The following is a 16,101-nucleotide window of genomic DNA, read 5'->3' as shown; positions in this document are numbered from 1 at the left end:
GAATGTCAGCTTTAAAGGCTGACATTCTTGTTTATATCGTAAAACGGTTAAACTATAGTGTATATACAGGATATTTGTGAGTATACCACTGACCTTTACAAAATAAAGTTGCTTCCTCATTTCTTCGTCTTTGTAAATTTCGATCATATGAAAATGCTTTGCTGACCAATTTTGAACATTGATCAATCTCATCGTTTGAAAGCGGGCCATAAAATGATGGATATACTTGGTTATATTCAAGCAGTTTTTTTACATCATTGGTGTTTAACACCCCAGCGCCTCCATTAAAAACAAGCGAAACGAGCGCATCAAATTGGGATTGTGAAAAATACATGCCTGTAGGAAGTGTCAAATTATTTACTGCTGCTACAGCACTTGCGGTATCATTGGTGAAAAATGTATTTGCCTGAGACTGAGAAATTGGAGAAGTGTAATTTAGCCCCAAAGAAGTTGATAGAGCATTCGCTTGTGCTTGGGTTAGAAGAGAATCATTTGGATTACCCGTTGTATTTTTAGTATATGTTTTAGTCTTTGTTATCAAATGTCCCCATCCAACTGTTGGATACCCATATGGATCTCCATAGAATTTCAAGGAAAAACCCTCATGCGATTTGATAAGGTCAGCTCCGCCACTACCTAAAGATTGATTAGCCATAATAATCACTCCTTGAATTAGTTTGGTAGAAGAACAATAGGGAGGAATCATAGCCAGAACACCATTCCCAAGTTTTCTGCAATGCCGTATTGGCCTTCACATCTATATAAAGAGAAATGAGTTTCTTTTTTTACAACCACTCTCCAAATTTTATCTAATATTAAAAGTTTGTATGACCTCAATCATTTTGACATAGAGTTCCTGTTTTAGATCCTCTCGATGATCGCTAGGTACTTGTCGTAAGGAGGCTTTAATCTTTGGTGTGAAAGATTCTAGAATATGTAATGTCGCCTCCTGATCATGGTGCTGCTGTGCTTGCACTAAAAGTTCGGCCAACATAAAATCACCTCTTTACATTTTTTTGTATTTCATTCTTTAAGCCATTAATAGCATCGCTTAGATCAGATATTTTTTTTTCAAATCGAATAAGTAGAAACAGAGTAATTGTAATCGGGAAGCCTAAATTAGCAATAATAGCAGCAATGTCACCCTCCATCATAATTCATCCCTTCCGTTATTAAGTTGCGCAATTTAGTTAGAGCTTTTAAGCGGTGTTTCGAGACATTTTGCTGGGATACTCCCAATATTCTGGCTATTTCCTTGTCATTTAGTCCTAGTACGTAAGCAAAAGATAAAATCTGTTGTTGTTGTGCTGAGAGGGATTCATAAGCTTGATAAAGCGAGTGATCCGCAATGTGATCTTTTAAATTTGGTGGCACAGATTCTGAGTCAAAAACTGCAAGTAAGGCAGAATCTATCTTCTCATCGGTATCTAAAGTTAGCTGGAATCGGCTGTCTTTCATTCGTCTCTTTTTGTCATAATTAATAGAGTTGTAGTATATAAGATTGGCCATATACGTGATAAAACGACGATTCAAGTCATTATCCGTTTTCAATATAATCCCCCCGTTCTTTTTAAAGAGATCATTCCTACTCTATAAAGAGAAATGAGAATCATTTTTTACAACCAATTTCCAAAATAAATAACATTTACCAAATAAAAAAGGGGTTTGATATGTGTTAACAAGTTCTTGGCTTCGTATGCTCAAAAAATGCAAGAACTCCTCCTAACAGTGAAGTGGATGTTGTTTGCGATAATAGTGGGTAAACCATCTTTAAAATGTGAATTAAATACGAAGTTATAGCAAGTTATTTTAAATCGTTATAATAACGTAAATAAGAAGGTCGCTCATGTGAGCGGCCTTTTTGTATTGGAGGGAAGAGTATGGAAGGTCACTTTTACAGCAGAAATGAACCGGCTATTCCGAGGTCTTCAGAGAAACAACCTGAAAAATGGATGCTAACGTGCAATATGTATGTGGCATTTATTGACACCGCCGCTATCTCTTTATCGGAATAAGTGCTGAACTCTATGTTAATTTTTGGAGGTGAAACAATGTCTATTAAAAACTATCAAAAGATTATTCCAGTGTTGGGTTCCTTGGTAATATGTAAAGAATTCGCTTCCTAGGATAGGCAAGGCATGTACCTACTAACAAATTAACTCAGCTTCTTCACCAATGTGCAACGTTGATATATAATAGGGGGAAATTTATTCCATTCTGTATATGAGGTGAAACGGATGACCAACGAACTTATTCAAGCCATCCAGCTGTTGAAAGAAAAGAAATGGGTGGATCTGACCCATACCTTCGGTCCGGCATCGCCGCATTTTTCTGCCTTTGATGCTGCGGAGTTTGATACCCTATTTAACCACGATCAAGGTTTCTTCGCTCAAAGCTTCAAGTTCCCGGGCCAGTACGGCACCCATCTGGATGCACCGATTCATTTTGTTCGTGATACACGTTACTTGGATGAACTAGGACTTAAAGAACTAGTGTTACCGCTCGTTGTAATCGATCAGTCTGTTGAAGTGAAGAACAATCCCGATTTCACCTTGGAAGTGGAGCATATCCTCGAATTCGAGCGGGAGCATGGCAAGATTGAAGCAGGCAGTTTCGTAGCTCTGCGAACCGATTGGAGTAAACGCTGGCCGAATCATGAAGACTTTGACAACAAGGATACCGATGGGAACAGCCATGCACCCGGATGGTCTGTTGCGGCCCTGACGTTCCTGTTCGAAGAACGCAATATTCAAGCGATCGGTCACGAAACGTTTGATACAGATGCCGCGGTAGATTATCAGAAGAATGGTGCCTTGTTAGCGGAGTATTATGTGCTCGCACAGGACACATATCAGGTAGAATTGTTAACAAATCTGGATCAGGTTCCCGCTAAAGGAGCCGTCATCTTCAATATCGTTCCGAAAGCGGAGAAAGCATCAGGATTCCCGGTGCGCTCGTTTGCTATTCTGCCTTAAAGTTCTACAGACCAAAACGTAAGTGCAAGTTGCTATAACAATTGAAATATATGTAGTGAATCAAGGGAGGCTTAACAAGCCTCCTTTTTTAAGTTTGAATTCTATCTATTTATGACTTGAAGAGGTATCAGAGCTAAATCGCTGAGAGATGTTTTTCTTCGTCTTTCGCCGGCGCATCCATCGCTTGACCAAACCTTCCTCTTTGCGTTCCTGTAATGTTTCCTTCATGCCCTGAATCATGAACTCGGAGCGGCGTCTGTCGTCGCGGCTGATCTTACGTAATTCCTTGATAAATTTGTCGTCCATCGTATTATGCCTCGCTCATTCAGTGTATAAAAACATTATACCGAACATACGTTCCTTTATCAAGTTTTACCATATAATGAATTGCATTAACCCTACCCGTGAAAATAAGCACAGGTTTATTCGTCTATTTGTGAGAAGATGGCACAGTAAGTCCATTTATTTCAATGGCCTGTGCAAATAGAGAATACGAAGGGAGCGGTTCGCAATGACAGATCGATCAGAAAACTCAGGAAATTCAGGAAACTCAAACAGCTCAGATAAATCATATCTTCTTGCAGCGATGCATGGCTTGCTGGGGCTTGGAGCAGTGATTGGGGGGTTCATGCTGATCTTAGATCCGTCGGGGAAAATGTTGAATATGCCTGTTTCTCTACTGGAACGCGCTCCTTTTTCCGATTTTTTAATTCCTGGAATGATCTTGTTACTGGTCCTTGGTTTATTCCCTATCGTTATTTGCATTGCTCTCCTGAGAAGAATTCATTGGACATTAGTGGAAAAGTTAAATCTTTACCCCAAACGCTACTGGGCGTGGACGTTTTCCTTGTATACGAGTTATGCTCTGCTCATCTGGATCATCGTGCAAGTGTACATTATTCAAACCGTTTCCCTCATTCATTTGTTCTATTTTGCCTTGGGGCTGGGTATTCAGATGGTTACTTTACTGCCTGACATACAACGAAGATACAGCATATAATCAGAGGACAAGGCGGTTCTTTGTCTAGATGATGAGGTTTATTTTTCATATTGACAAGGAGATGTGATGTCTGCATACTTACAATATACACTTTATAAAGTATATTTACTAAGTGTTGAAAAGTATTCGCATCTTGAGAGGAGCAATGCAGTTGGCAACCTGGTTTTTATTGATCATCTATTTGGCATTTATCAGTTTGGGACTCCCGGATTCTTTACTCGGTTCGGCGTGGCCGGTCATATGGCCTGAGATTGGCTCTTCGGTTGGAGCAGCAGGTCTTGTATCCATGATTGTTGCAGCTGGAACGATCGTCTCCAGTCTCGCAAGCGGTTGGATGATCCGCAAGCTGGGTACAGGCAACATTACATTACTTAGTTGTTTGCTCACTGCCGTTTCTCTGCTTGGATTTTCCATGGCTCCCTCCCTGGTCTGGTTTATTATGCTGGCTATTCCGCTGGGACTGGGTGCGGGTGCGGTAGATGCGGCGTTGAATCATTATGTGGCAGAACATTACGGGGCTCACCATATGAACTGGCTGCATTGCTTCTGGGGTGTAGGTGCAACAACGGGACCGTTCATCATGGCTGCTTCTATTGCAGGTCAACACTCCTGGAGAGGTGGGTACGCAGCCGTTGCCGCTATTCAATTTAGTCTGGTCATTGTGCTCCTACTTACCTTGCCATTGTGGAAACGTGTGGCGGCGACCCGCCAGACTCCGAATCTGCTGGACAGCAAAGCGGTGGATGAAGCGGACGAGACCTTGACGACAAAGCTCCTGAATATAAAAGGGGTTAAACCTACACTTTTTGCTTTTCTGTTCTATTGTGGGGTTGAAATGACTGTTGGACTCTGGGGGGCTAGTTATCTTGTCGGTACAAGAAATGTTTCGGCAGAAGTGGCTGCAGGATGGGTTTCGCTCTATTATGCGGGGATCACATTCGGAAGGCTCATTACAGGCTTTATTACCTTAAAGGTATCTAACCTGCTGCTCATCCGCTACGGTCAATGGACCACCATTATCGGTGGAATTGTCCTATTGCTGCCCTTGCCTTCCGGGTTTGCTGCTGGCGGTTTGGTACTGATCGGCCTCGGATTGGCTCCAATCTATCCTGGACTTTTGCATGAAACCCCCACCCGTTTCGGTAAAGGCAGTGCAGCGAGACTGATGGGTTATCAGATGGCTGTTGCTTATACAGGCACCACATTGCTACCGCCGCTTTTTGGATTGCTGGCATCGAAAGCAGGAACGGCTTCTTTTCCGATTGTTGTGCTTGTACTACTTGTTCTTATGCTGGTTTGTGCAGAAATTGTCAATCGCTTAGTCGTGAGACCACAACAATTACACCAGAATTAAGGAGGAGGAGAGAAAGATGGCTTATTTAATTATGGCTGTTGTCATCTGGGCAGGTGTTTACGCGAACATGGCTTTGTCCAAACAGTCGATGGACGTACAACCTGTACGATCTATAGATGATCTGTTTGAATGAGCATTATGTGCAAAGCAATGTATAATGTTATGATATGGAGTACGATAACATGAATACGATTGCTTTGGTCTTTTGAACCAGAGTGGAAACGAGAGGGTTATGAAAAAGGCAAACGCTACAATGATGAAACACATCAATATGAATAATGTGCGTGAAGTCATGCAGCAGCAGGAAACCGCAACGAAACCGCAGCTTGCTTCATTAACGAATCTTAGTGTAGTTACCATTAACGCTCTAATTCAGGAGTTATGTGATGGCGGAGAGCTGATTCAAGATCAAATCGTTCCCTCGAACGGTGGTCGCCCTGCCCAAGCATACCGATACAATTACAATTATAGACGTGCGCTGGTTTTGTCCATGAAAGAAATGAAAGGTCAGGGGTTAATCTCGGCCACGGTAATCAATCTCGAGAATGAGATTGTGCTGAAGGAAGAGAACATGCTACCTGTTTTTGATAAACAGCATGTGCTGCAACTTATAGCACGTTTCATTGCGGCACATCCTTCCATCCATATGATCGGAATAGGTATCCCGGGTCAGGCTGTCGACGGGGATATCACGGTAAGTAGCCATGACGAGCTTATTCATTCCCATCTGATTCGGGAGATTGAGCGTGAATTCCAGTTACCTGTTGTTGTCGAGAATGATGTCAATGCAGCGGTTAGCGGCTACTACACACAACATATGCATACAAAGGGGCAGGATGTAGCGGGCATTTATTTTCCAAATCGTTACCCGCCTGGTATGGGCATGGTGCTGAACGGACAAATCATCCGTGGTAAAAACGGGATGTTCGGTGAGATCAAGTATCTTCCATACTCACCCGACTGGAAACAGGAAATGAGCAACGATGATTTTACAAGTCATGTGTGCCGAATTCTACAAACGATTAATGCTGTTGTTGCCCCTCATCAGATTGTGATCTACCAGGAGCGGGTGGAGAGGGAAGTGCTCGATTCGGCGTGGAGACAGTACGTTAAGGAGCATGTGATGCCGACTTTACCTGAAATCGTACATCAGAACTCGTTTCAGGATGACTTCGATGCAGGGTTGAGGGATTTGGTTCTTCAAGCTTTGAAGTCCTCCATTTTATCGGAAGTCTTATAATCCGCAGGCCCGGTTCTGTGGATTTTTTCAGGCTGGCATGAGCTTTCGGAATTTCTCCTATAAGTTCTTGTTGACATGGAACCAGTTACACGGAATACGATGCTGTTAGGGCAAAAGAAGACTTTTATACACTTTATAAATGTTGTTTATAAACATCACCTATCAATCAACTGGAGGGACACATCATGATTAAACTGGTTGTAACCGATTTGGACGGAACTTTTCTAAACAGTAAAGGATCATTTGATATGGAGTTATTCAACGAAGTTCATGAGGGGATGAAACGTAAAGGCATTACTTTTGTAGCATGTACCGGAAAGCAGTGCGAGCGTGTTGAAAAATTATTTGGTGAGCACGGCAAGGGAGTTTGGATACTTGGAGACAGTGCGGCCAGAATCAAGAAGGATGGGCAGGTGGTTCGGGAGTTTAGCATGGAGCCTGCACTAGCATTGCAAGCTATTCAGGAAATTCAATCATTTGATCCCCAAATGACCATCATCGTTTGTGCAAGTGATGCCGCTTATGTGCATTCTTCCATATCGGATGAGATGTATGACGTTGTGAAAGGCTCGTATGAGCAGGTCATCAAAACGGACTCTTTTGCAGGTATCAGCACTTCTTTTATTAAAATTACGGTATTCGATACCCAGGGTCGTTGCACAGCATTACGAAAACATGTGGAACACACGATGGAAGGACAAATCTATATTGTTGATTCTGAGCCAAGGTGGCTTGATATTACGGCACTGCATACACACAAAGGTGAAACGGTCAAAACATTGCAGGAGATGCTGGGCGTAACTTCACGTGAAACGATGTCCTTCGGTGATGGCGAAAATGATGTGGAACTGATGGCTATTGCCAAATACAGTTTTGCTGTGAGCAATGCATGCGAGAATACCAAACGTGCCGCGCAATTCATAACGAAATCCAATGATGAAAATGGTGTATTGCGAACGATTCAGGCGATCATGGATTTGCAGGAATAACCTATAGATGAGGGGGAATCGCGATGCGTGAAGAAGAGAGAATTATGAAGGGCATGTTATTCAGTCCGGCTGATCCGGAACTGAAGGACATCAAAAGAAAAGCTCATCATCTCAGTCAGCGTTATAGCCAAACCTTTGAAGAACACACGGAGGAAAGACAGCAAATCGTACAACAGTTACTGGGGGAAATAGGGGAAGGCGGATTTATGCAGGGCCCGATCTTCTTTCACTATGGGGTGCATACCCGGATCGGTCATCACTTTTTTGCGAATTACAATCTGACCATACAGGATGATGCACAAGTGACGATTGGAGACTACACCAGCTTTGGTCCCAATGTTACTATCGTTACGCCTGTTCACCCCTTGATTGCGAGTGAGCGGAGGCAGATGCTGAATCAACATGGTGAGCTGAAATCACTCTGTTATGCCAAACCCGTTACGATTGGTAATGATGTGTGGTTGTCCGCGAATGTGACAGTATGCGGAGGTGTCACGATTGGAGACGGATGTGTCATTGGGGCAGGGAGCGTGGTTACACGTGACATTCCACCGCATTCGCTTGCAGCTGGTGTGCCGTGTAGAGTGATCCGCAGCATTACAGAAGCGGATAGCATGAGGCATTATCCAGACATTTTGGCAGATTGCCAAGTGCCGGAATGATGGATAGGAAAAAGGCTGTCACCGATGGATCTGCATGATCCTGGTGACAGCCTTTTGTGTTCAGGTGGTTTATTTTGACGCGTTATACTTGCTCAGGAATTCTTTCACTTTGGCTGGATCAGCCTTAAGTTCATTCCCGGTTTGTACAAGTGGGCTTACGGTGGAGTAAGCTTTCAGCTTGTTGTTTTTGTAGAATTGCAGAATCTCATCCTGATTAATGGAATAGAGTACCGCCTTTCTCAGATCACTGCTCTTGGCCACTTCACGATTGGCTGTGTTAAACAGCAGATAGGATACGGCATTACTTGGAATGCTTTGCAAGTGCAATTTGCTGTCATTCTGGATAATGTCGTATTTCGTCTCAGGTACACCGTAATACAGGTGGATTTCACTGCTACGAAGCGCAGAGAGAGCACTGTCAGCATCGGCAATGAAGCGTACGTTTACCTGATCAATCTTGCCTGCGAAGTCGGAACCTTTGCGGTATCCCGGGTTTTTCAGGAACACGCCTTCGTAGTCATTTTTATAAGAGAGGATATAAGGACCGCTTGTATAAAGTGTGTTGTTATAGTTGGCACCCTCGGTCACGGTGTTCTGATCGCCATAAGGAATATCCTTGTTCACATCGAAGGACGCGACATCATACGTATTGATGCTTTCGACTTGTTTCTTGGATACGATACCAGCCGATTGGTGCGCCAGATAGTTCAGCACTTGCGGGAACGGTTCAGTTGTAGTCACTTTAACCACTTGGTATTTGCCTGCACCGTTATTAGCCTGTTTTTTGTCGCTAACCAGTTCCTTGATATCGCTGTCGAGTCCTTGATTCAGAGCTTCCAGCACGGTTCCGCTACCCCCGGACTGTTTCACTGACTCCAGTGCGCTCAGGTCTGTAACGAGTTCCGCTTGTTTGATATGTTCATGCAGACTGTACGTGCGGTGATCCGGAACGGAATCTTTATTTTTGGCACGGTCGAGGGAGAAGATAACGTCATCTGCGCCTACACGTTCTCCGGTATCGACAGCCTTTTTGTTTTCGATTTTAGCAAAATTGATATCGTCACGAAGTACGAAATAGTATTCGGAATTGCCATCTGCAATCGTGAAATTACGTGAGAGCGATCCATCCGCTGTCAGTTGATCGTCATCCGTCAGATTCACCAAACGCACGTACATATTGGTATTGAGTTGGTTGATGGAACCGTCGTTTCCTTTGATTGGATCGAGGGAAGTCAGTACAGATGCTGCTTGTGTCAGAATCAACGGATCTTTACTGTTTTTGGAGCTGTCCTTGAACTCAATCGGTTCCCACGCCATGGCACGGGATTTGGACAGACGAACGGTATCGACATTCAGAATGTCCTTGTTCACCGCCTGACTTTTCAGAGAAATATACAGCGGAGCGATGTACGCCTGATCTGTAACCAAACGGTCTTCCAACTTTTTATACGTTTCTTTGTACTCATCAGGTGTCTGCGTAGCGGCCTGATCGATTAGTTTATCGATTTCTTGATCCGCCAGAATACTGTAATCCCCGCCTGTTTTGAAAAGAGAGCGAACCGCATAGTCCGGATTGCCCGTTACCGTTGTCCAGCTGGACAACGCGATATCATAGTTGCCTGCGTCCTGCTGGGACTTAAAACTTCCGTAATCCGGTTGCAGATTCAGCTTTACATTGAAGCCGTTTTTGGTCAGCTGATCACGGATGATGTTGACATCATTCTCGGAAGAGCTCATGGCGAGCAATTCAATGTCAACCGCTTTTGGTGCGGTCTCTGTTGTATCGGAAGGTTGGTTCTGCTCCTGCGATTCGGTTTTGGTTTTCACATTGCAGCCGGAGATCACCAGCACGAGAATCAGCAGCAAGGCGACAAGTGTACGTTTGTTCATGAGAATACCTCCATTTTGTTTTAATAGATGTGATGTATCGATTTTTTCTATGGAAATTGAACTAAGGGTTTACACGGAGCACTCCGATGACAGAATAACCTGGAGAGTAGCGGTTATCCCCAGATTTTTTTGATTCCCTTTTCGAAAGGGGGAAATCCGGTGATAAGGGCGAGCGCTTCGCTTTTCCAGGTTTTTTCTGTCCTCTCCGTTTCTGTGTAAAAGAATAGTTCAACTTTTAAAAATCATGTAAATTTAAAATCATCGTCACGCCTTCTCAAGCTTGGGATCAAGGGCATCCCGCAGTCCGTCACCGAGAAAGTTAAACGAAAGAACAAGCAGAATAATCGCCAGTCCCGGATAAATCGCTAGATACGAATGAGTCTCCAGATAGGTGCTACCCAGCTTCAGAATGTTGCCCCATTCCGGAATATGCGGTTCTACACCCAGCCCAAGATAACTCAAACTGCTGGTTGCAATGACAGCTCCACCAATCGTCAGCGTGGATTTGATAATCATCGGTGCGAGCGAGTTGGGAATGATGTGTTTGAAAATAATTGTACGATTGGTATATCCCAAGGCACGCGCCGCTTCAACAAACTCAAAGGTCGATACATAGAGTACACTGGCCCGCATTGTTCGAGCATACGTTGGAATGGAGCCCAGGCTTAATGCGATGATCAGATTTACCGTGTTAGCACCGAAAGCTGCGATAATCGCGATGGCGAGCAAGATCCCCGGAATGGCGTACAGAATATCCAGCAGTCGCATGATGATGTTATCCGTATGTCTTCCGTAGAAACCCGAGAAGGCACCCAGCACACCGCCAATCACAACCGGAATCAGGGTTGACATCAAACCGACGATCAAGGAAATCCGTGCACCAAACACGATTCGGGAAAATAGACATCGACCGAAATCATCCGTTCCTAGCGGATAGGCCAGAGAAGGTGACTGAAGCAGGGCCGAATAGTTATTTTCTACCGCCATGCTGTAGTCGAAGGTGAAGAAACTGCAGATGGAGATCGAGAACAGGAAGATGATGAAAAAGAGTCCGGACATCGCGGTCATATTGGGAGCAAGACGCTCCCACAGGTCATTCCAGAAATTCGTTCCATGTTTCCCTTGTCTGCGGAGCCGGCGAAGGATCGAGATCCCCAGCAGCAACGCGAAAACGTTGCCCGTAATCACGCTAACGATCATCACTGCACCTACAACCATCATCCAGCGAGGCAGAGGAGAGGTCGCATCATACCTTGATACAATGATCAATACGATCAAATCAATGACGAGAATACATAACAGCGCCGCCATCGAAGGCAAAAAGGTATCCGCAACATAAGGCTTGAACAGATTCAGAGCCGATACACCGAACACAAATAACTGGGTTAACAGTGCGTATACAGCAAATGTATATTCAATACTTTTTCGTTTTCGAATCAGGTGGAAAGCAGCCGTTACAATGAAAATATTACCTGTCAAAGCAGCCAGCAACTGTACCCATGCGAGTCTGCGTGTCAGAACACGTATAACCCCGCGCTGTATTAAATCCTGTCTGATCCGAATAAGAAGCAGACTCTGAATGAGGGTGAAGAACAGATAAATGCCGGCCACTCCAGCTATAAATGGCTTGAACGCCTGCCCGCTCCAGTCATAACTGTTCAACAACAATAACAGAGTCAGCAGAACCGAAGTGATCCATGCGAAGCTGGCTTGACTGTATTCTTGCGAAGACTTGAGCCGGAAACGCATTTCCTGTGTAAGGGAGCTTGATTTTGTCATAGTACACCTGCTTTAATATTGTTTCATTTTGGAGCGAACCCTTGGATCGATAAATGCGTAAAACAGATCAACCACAACATTCACAATGGAAATCGTGATAGCTGTGTAGATTACTCCGCCCATAATACTCGGAATATCGGGTATGAATTGCTTATCCACGATGTAACTTCCCAGTCCGCTGATATTAAATACCTTCTCTGTTACAGCGGCCCCGCCAAGCATAGCTCCGAATTGAAGACCCACGACAGTAATGATAGGAATCAGCGCGTTACGCACCGCGTGCTTCAGCATCACTTGTCGCTCACTTAGCCCCTTGGCCCGGGCAGTCATGACATAATCCTCGTGAATGACCTCCAGTGTGGATGAACGGGTCATCCGTGCAACCGCAGCCGTAAGTCCTGTCCCCAGCACGATGACCGGCATAATCATGGACAGCCAGTTCTGAGGATTAAAGGTAGCGGGAAGCCACTGCATTTTGATCGAGAAATTCAGAATGAAGATCAGACCTTGCCAGAAGTTCGGAATAGACAGTCCAATGAGAGCGATGAACATAAATGTGTAGTCAAACCAGGAGTTAGGCTTGAGCGCCGAGATAATGCCAATAGGTAAAGCAATGACAATAGCTAACAGCAGGGAAATCACGGCAAGGGTTAGCGTAATGGGAAACTTTCGAGCGATTGTATCCGTCACGATCTCGTTTCCTGCAAACGACTTGCCAAGATCAAACATGGCAACACCCTTGATATTGTTCCAAAGCTGTGTCAGATAAGGCTGATCCAGGCCGTACACATGATTAAAGGCTGCAATCTGTTCTTGTGTTGCGGTTACGCCGAGAATGTTGGCCGCCGGGTTGAACGGAGACAAGTACAGAATCGTAAATACTAGCGTTGCTACACCCAGAATGACAAAGATGGTCATGAGTAGTCTTTCAAATATGTACTTTAGATAAGCATTACCATATACCAGAAGAGTCAGATACATTAGACAGCCCGGGATGATCGATAAGGCTAGAAACCAAGGTTTCGCTAGTAAGATACCGAATGTATCCTGAATTCCGAGACGATGTTTTCCCTTTTGTTCTAACTTGTGGGACGTTCGTTCCAGCAGTTCCTTCTGAAAAGTTTCCTCAAGCCAGCTCTCAGCCTCTTGTCTGAATGCTGCCTCGCTGACCTCTTGCTTGAAGAAGCGATGCTTGCGCCTCAGTTGTTCTTCCAGTTCCAATCGTTTGGTGTCACGGTAGGATGAGGTATGCATCTCCTGTTCAGCCTGTTGTTTTACAGCTGACCAGTCATCTTGTTTACGCTTGGAACGCCAGACCATATAAACGATCAGGTTGATCGGTAATCCGAGAACGATCAATACATAGCGATAGACGGGATGAAGCAGCATTTTACCATAAATGAAACGTAGATGATTCACCAGACGGGAGGTGTGATGACTTTCCGCTTCAGCTGTCAAACGGTAACCCTCCTTTCACTGAAGTATAAATTGCATTATTCCGATCAATATAGTATATATTATGTAGGGTATGTTTAATTGTCAAGGTATGGAATTGATTACATATGAGGAGATAGAGCAGATATGAAAGGAATGGTGCACGTCGTGGAACCTTTGCTGAGAGTAAATGATTTGTCCGTCTCTTTTTACACGGGTGATAGTGAGTTTCAGGCGGTCAAGCAGGTTAGCTTTGAACTGCGGAAAGGGGAAACGCTGGGCATTGTTGGAGAATCAGGCAGTGGTAAGAGCGTAACCGCACGCTCCATTATGAGATTGCTTGCTTCTCCCCCTTCACAGATGAAATCGGGTGAGCTTCTATTTAAAGGTGTGGATCTCACCGGGAAATCACAAAAAGAGATGGAACACATTCGCGGCCGGGATATCGGGATGATCTTCCAAGATCCCATGAGCTCGCTTAATCCAACGATCAAGATTGGCCAACAAATCTCGGAAAGTTTGATCAAACATCAGAAGTTATCGAAAAGGGAAGCGAAAAAACAAGCCATCGCCATGATGGAACGAGTAGGTATCAAACAAAGCGCTATCCGTTATAATCAGTATCCACATGAATTTTCCGGTGGCATGCGTCAGCGGGTGATGATTGGTATCGCCCTTGCTTGCCGTCCTGAACTATTAATCGCCGATGAGCCGACTACGGCTTTGGATGTAACGATTCAGGCACAGATATTGAACTTGATGAAGGATATGCAGGAGCAGATGGGTACGTCGATTATTCTTATTACACATGACCTGGGTGTGGTTGCCGGCATGTGTGACCGGGTGGTTGTAATGAAAGAGGGAGAGATCGTGGAGACGGGTACTACAGAGGAAATTTTCGAGAGTCCAAAACATCCGTATACCGTCCGTCTGTTGAACGCGTTACCTCGACTGGATGAGAAGAAGAAACCGAAATTGCTCTCTCAGGTACCCAAAGACCTGAAGGACGATCAGCCATTACTGGAAGTCAAATCTCTCAAACAGTATTTTAACCTCGGCAAGGGCAATACGTTAAAAGCGGTGAATGATATCAGTTTTCATATCCGTCAGGGGGAGACACTCGGCGTTGTGGGTGAGTCAGGTAGCGGGAAATCTACCACGGGACGAGCGATTCTGCGTCTGCACGAGCCAACGGGAGGAGATGTGCTGTTCAAGGGCATTCCGTTGCAACGACTCTCGCCTGGTGAGATGAAAACGATGCGACGACATATGCAGATCATTTTCCAAGATCCATATGCTTCACTGAATCCCAAAATGAGAGTTATGGACATTATTGGCGAGGCGCTTGATATCCATCAGCTGGCAGGTAATGCGGCTGAGCGACAGAAGCGAGTGGAAGAACTGCTGGAGATGGTGGGACTTGATTCATCACATGCACAGCGATATCCACATGAGTTCTCGGGTGGGCAACGTCAGCGAATAGGTATTGCAAGAGCGCTGGCGGTAGAGCCGGAGTTTATCGTTTGTGATGAGCCGTTGTCGGCACTCGATGTCTCTATTCAGGCGCAAATTGTGCAGTTGCTTGAAGAGCTGCAACAACGCTTGGGTCTGACGTATTTGTTCATCGCACATGATCTGTCGATGGTCAAACATATCAGTGATCGGGTCGCTGTCATGTATAACGGCAAAATTGTGGAGCTGGCCGAGAGTGAAGAACTGTACGCGAATCCGCAGCACCCGTATACGAAAGCATTACTATCGGCAATTCCCGTTCCTGATCCGGCGGTGGAGAGGAATAAGCCACGTATCGCTTTGGTAGATCAGGAGAAGGAAACCAGTGGCACAGGAGACCGATATAATCTGGAGCATTCGCGCTGGGTCGAAGTGAAAGAAGGACATTGGGTCGCTTTGTCGAGTTAAACGGTTTATTTAGTTATGTAAAAAGAACAAAGAACCCCGGCATGATCTGTTCAGATCACAACCGGGGTTTTGGTTTTATTTGAATTGAACCGACTTCTTAATGTTATCGATCTCGGCTTTGCTGTCTTCGTCGAGATATGTGAAGATAAAGTTGAAGGCATAACCTTCAATAATTGTGCTGTAGTATTCTTGAGTGATTTTGCTTCCGTCCCCTGCATCCGTCGTGATCTGCATCAGATTCATTTCTTTGCCACCGATGGTTTCTGTGGTGAAGTCCTTGTATTCATAAGGGAAGTTGCTGTCTTCCATGAACTTCTTGGTAGCTTTCAGGTAGTCCTCCCCTGTACGAATGCCTTGCAACAAGCTAACTTTCTCGGCAATGGCCATTGCAGAAGGGCCGATCTGGCCGCCATCGAGCGGATATTGGGATGCCATAAGCAGGTTCAGTGTCTTGGTTTGAGATAGTTCCATCTGTTTTTTCTTCTTTTCATCGTCACCGGCAATGGCTTCAGAGGAAGCACTCGTCAGTTGGTTCATGCCCTCGGCATCCTGATACTCCCATGCTTCAGGGAATTTCAGGGATACGCCAAAATAGTCATTAGTGTAAGAACCCTTTTGCGTTGTCCCCAGTTCTACTTTGGATGAGTTGTCAGATTCTTTGTTATCTTCGCTGGACGCTCCTGATTTGTCGGTATCGTCGGTTTTGGCTGTGCCGGCATCTGCGCCTGTAGTTGTTTTGGTTGCGGCAGGATCGTTTGATTTCGCATTGTTATCTGCTTTGTCTCCGCAAGCAGCGACTACGATCATCATCATGATGAGCATAGCGAATAAAGATGTTTTTTTCGTAATAGACATAAT

The 16,101-nt window shown here is 44.8% G+C and carries 16 protein-coding genes; 7 read left to right on the top strand and 9 right to left on the bottom strand.

Going from position 1 to position 16,101, the window contains the following annotated elements; translation table 11 throughout:
• Positions 1 to 52 precede the first annotated feature (52 nt).
• From H7T88_RS21900 to H7T88_RS21885, 4 genes are all read right to left on the bottom strand, one after another.
• A complete protein-coding gene (locus tag H7T88_RS21900; protein ID WP_221790292.1) occupies positions 53 to 655 on the bottom strand; it encodes a lysozyme in 603 nt (200 codons plus the stop codon).
• A gap of 150 nt (positions 656 to 805) precedes the next feature.
• On the bottom strand, positions 806 to 994 hold the full coding sequence (locus tag H7T88_RS29195; RefSeq protein WP_074097102.1) for a helix-turn-helix domain-containing protein: 189 nt from the start codon (positions 992 to 994) through the stop codon (positions 806 to 808).
• 4 nt (positions 995 to 998) lie between these two features.
• Complete coding sequence (locus H7T88_RS21890; RefSeq protein WP_260511074.1) at positions 999 to 1,151, bottom strand: YvrJ family protein; 153 nt, start codon at positions 1,149 to 1,151, stop codon at positions 999 to 1,001.
• Positions 1,141 to 1,551: a sigma-70 family RNA polymerase sigma factor gene (locus tag H7T88_RS21885; RefSeq protein WP_221790290.1), complete on the bottom strand. Its 411-nt coding sequence runs from the start codon at positions 1,549 to 1,551 to the stop codon at positions 1,141 to 1,143. The genes H7T88_RS21890 and H7T88_RS21885 overlap by 11 nt, the downstream gene beginning before the upstream one ends.
• A 686-nt stretch (positions 1,552 to 2,237) precedes the next feature.
• Between H7T88_RS21885 and H7T88_RS21880 the strand changes: the two genes are divergently transcribed.
• Positions 2,238 to 2,975, top strand: coding sequence for a cyclase family protein (locus tag H7T88_RS21880; RefSeq protein WP_221790289.1), 738 nt, complete (start codon positions 2,238 to 2,240; stop codon positions 2,973 to 2,975).
• A gap of 105 nt (positions 2,976 to 3,080) precedes the next feature.
• Here the strand turns inward: H7T88_RS21880 and H7T88_RS21875 are convergent, their stop codons facing one another.
• Positions 3,081 to 3,281: a hypothetical protein gene (locus tag H7T88_RS21875; RefSeq protein WP_221790288.1), complete on the bottom strand. Its 201-nt coding sequence runs from the start codon at positions 3,279 to 3,281 to the stop codon at positions 3,081 to 3,083.
• A 205-nt stretch (positions 3,282 to 3,486) separates the two neighbouring features.
• Between H7T88_RS21875 and H7T88_RS21870 the strand changes: the two genes are divergently transcribed.
• From H7T88_RS21870 to H7T88_RS21850, 5 genes are all read left to right on the top strand, one after another.
• A complete protein-coding gene (locus H7T88_RS21870; RefSeq protein WP_221790287.1) occupies positions 3,487 to 3,975 on the top strand; it encodes a hypothetical protein in 489 nt (162 codons plus the stop codon).
• Between the two features lie 145 nt (positions 3,976 to 4,120).
• Positions 4,121 to 5,329, top strand: a complete 1,209-nt coding sequence (locus tag H7T88_RS21865) for an MFS transporter (RefSeq protein ID WP_418792659.1) — start codon at positions 4,121 to 4,123, stop codon at positions 5,327 to 5,329.
• A 253-nt stretch (positions 5,330 to 5,582) separates the two neighbouring features.
• Positions 5,583 to 6,569: an ROK family protein gene (locus H7T88_RS21860; RefSeq protein WP_260511067.1), complete on the top strand. Its 987-nt coding sequence runs from the start codon at positions 5,583 to 5,585 to the stop codon at positions 6,567 to 6,569.
• Between the two features lie 185 nt (positions 6,570 to 6,754).
• Complete coding sequence (locus tag H7T88_RS21855) at positions 6,755 to 7,558, top strand: HAD-IIB family hydrolase (protein WP_221790284.1); 804 nt, start codon at positions 6,755 to 6,757, stop codon at positions 7,556 to 7,558.
• A 23-nt stretch (positions 7,559 to 7,581) separates the two neighbouring features.
• Complete coding sequence (locus H7T88_RS21850) at positions 7,582 to 8,220, top strand: sugar O-acetyltransferase (RefSeq protein ID WP_154887783.1); 639 nt, start codon at positions 7,582 to 7,584, stop codon at positions 8,218 to 8,220.
• Positions 8,221 to 8,289: 69 nt separating this feature from the next.
• Here H7T88_RS21850 and H7T88_RS21845 read toward each other — a convergent pair whose 3' ends face one another.
• From H7T88_RS21845 to H7T88_RS21835, 3 genes are all read right to left on the bottom strand, one after another.
• Positions 8,290 to 10,110, bottom strand: coding sequence for an ABC transporter substrate-binding protein (locus H7T88_RS21845; RefSeq protein WP_221790283.1), 1,821 nt, complete (start codon positions 10,108 to 10,110; stop codon positions 8,290 to 8,292).
• Positions 10,111 to 10,374: 264 nt separating this feature from the next.
• The gene (locus H7T88_RS21840) at positions 10,375 to 11,889 is read right to left on the bottom strand and encodes an ABC transporter permease (protein ID WP_154887787.1); all 1,515 of its coding nucleotides are present in this window, start codon (positions 11,887 to 11,889) and stop codon (positions 10,375 to 10,377) included.
• Between the two features lie 12 nt (positions 11,890 to 11,901).
• Entirely contained in the window at positions 11,902 to 13,278 is a 1,377-nt protein-coding gene (locus tag H7T88_RS21835) for an ABC transporter permease (protein ID WP_154888581.1), read from the bottom strand.
• A 213-nt stretch (positions 13,279 to 13,491) separates the two neighbouring features.
• Between H7T88_RS21835 and H7T88_RS21830 the strand changes: the two genes are divergently transcribed.
• Positions 13,492 to 15,243, top strand: coding sequence for an ABC transporter ATP-binding protein (locus H7T88_RS21830; protein WP_154888583.1), 1,752 nt, complete (start codon positions 13,492 to 13,494; stop codon positions 15,241 to 15,243).
• 75 nt (positions 15,244 to 15,318) lie between these two features.
• On the opposite strand, the gene H7T88_RS21825 is transcribed toward H7T88_RS21830, so the two are convergent.
• Entirely contained in the window at positions 15,319 to 16,098 is a 780-nt protein-coding gene (locus tag H7T88_RS21825) for a hypothetical protein (RefSeq protein WP_221790280.1), read from the bottom strand.
• Positions 16,099 to 16,101 lie beyond the last annotated feature (3 nt).

This window comes from Paenibacillus cucumis (ex Kampfer et al. 2016), assembly GCF_019748695.1.
Lineage (GTDB): Bacteria > Bacillota > Bacilli > Paenibacillales > Paenibacillaceae > Paenibacillus > Paenibacillus polysaccharolyticus.
The sequence above is the reverse complement of the archived record's forward strand: the minus strand, read 5'-3'. Positions and strand labels throughout refer to the sequence as shown.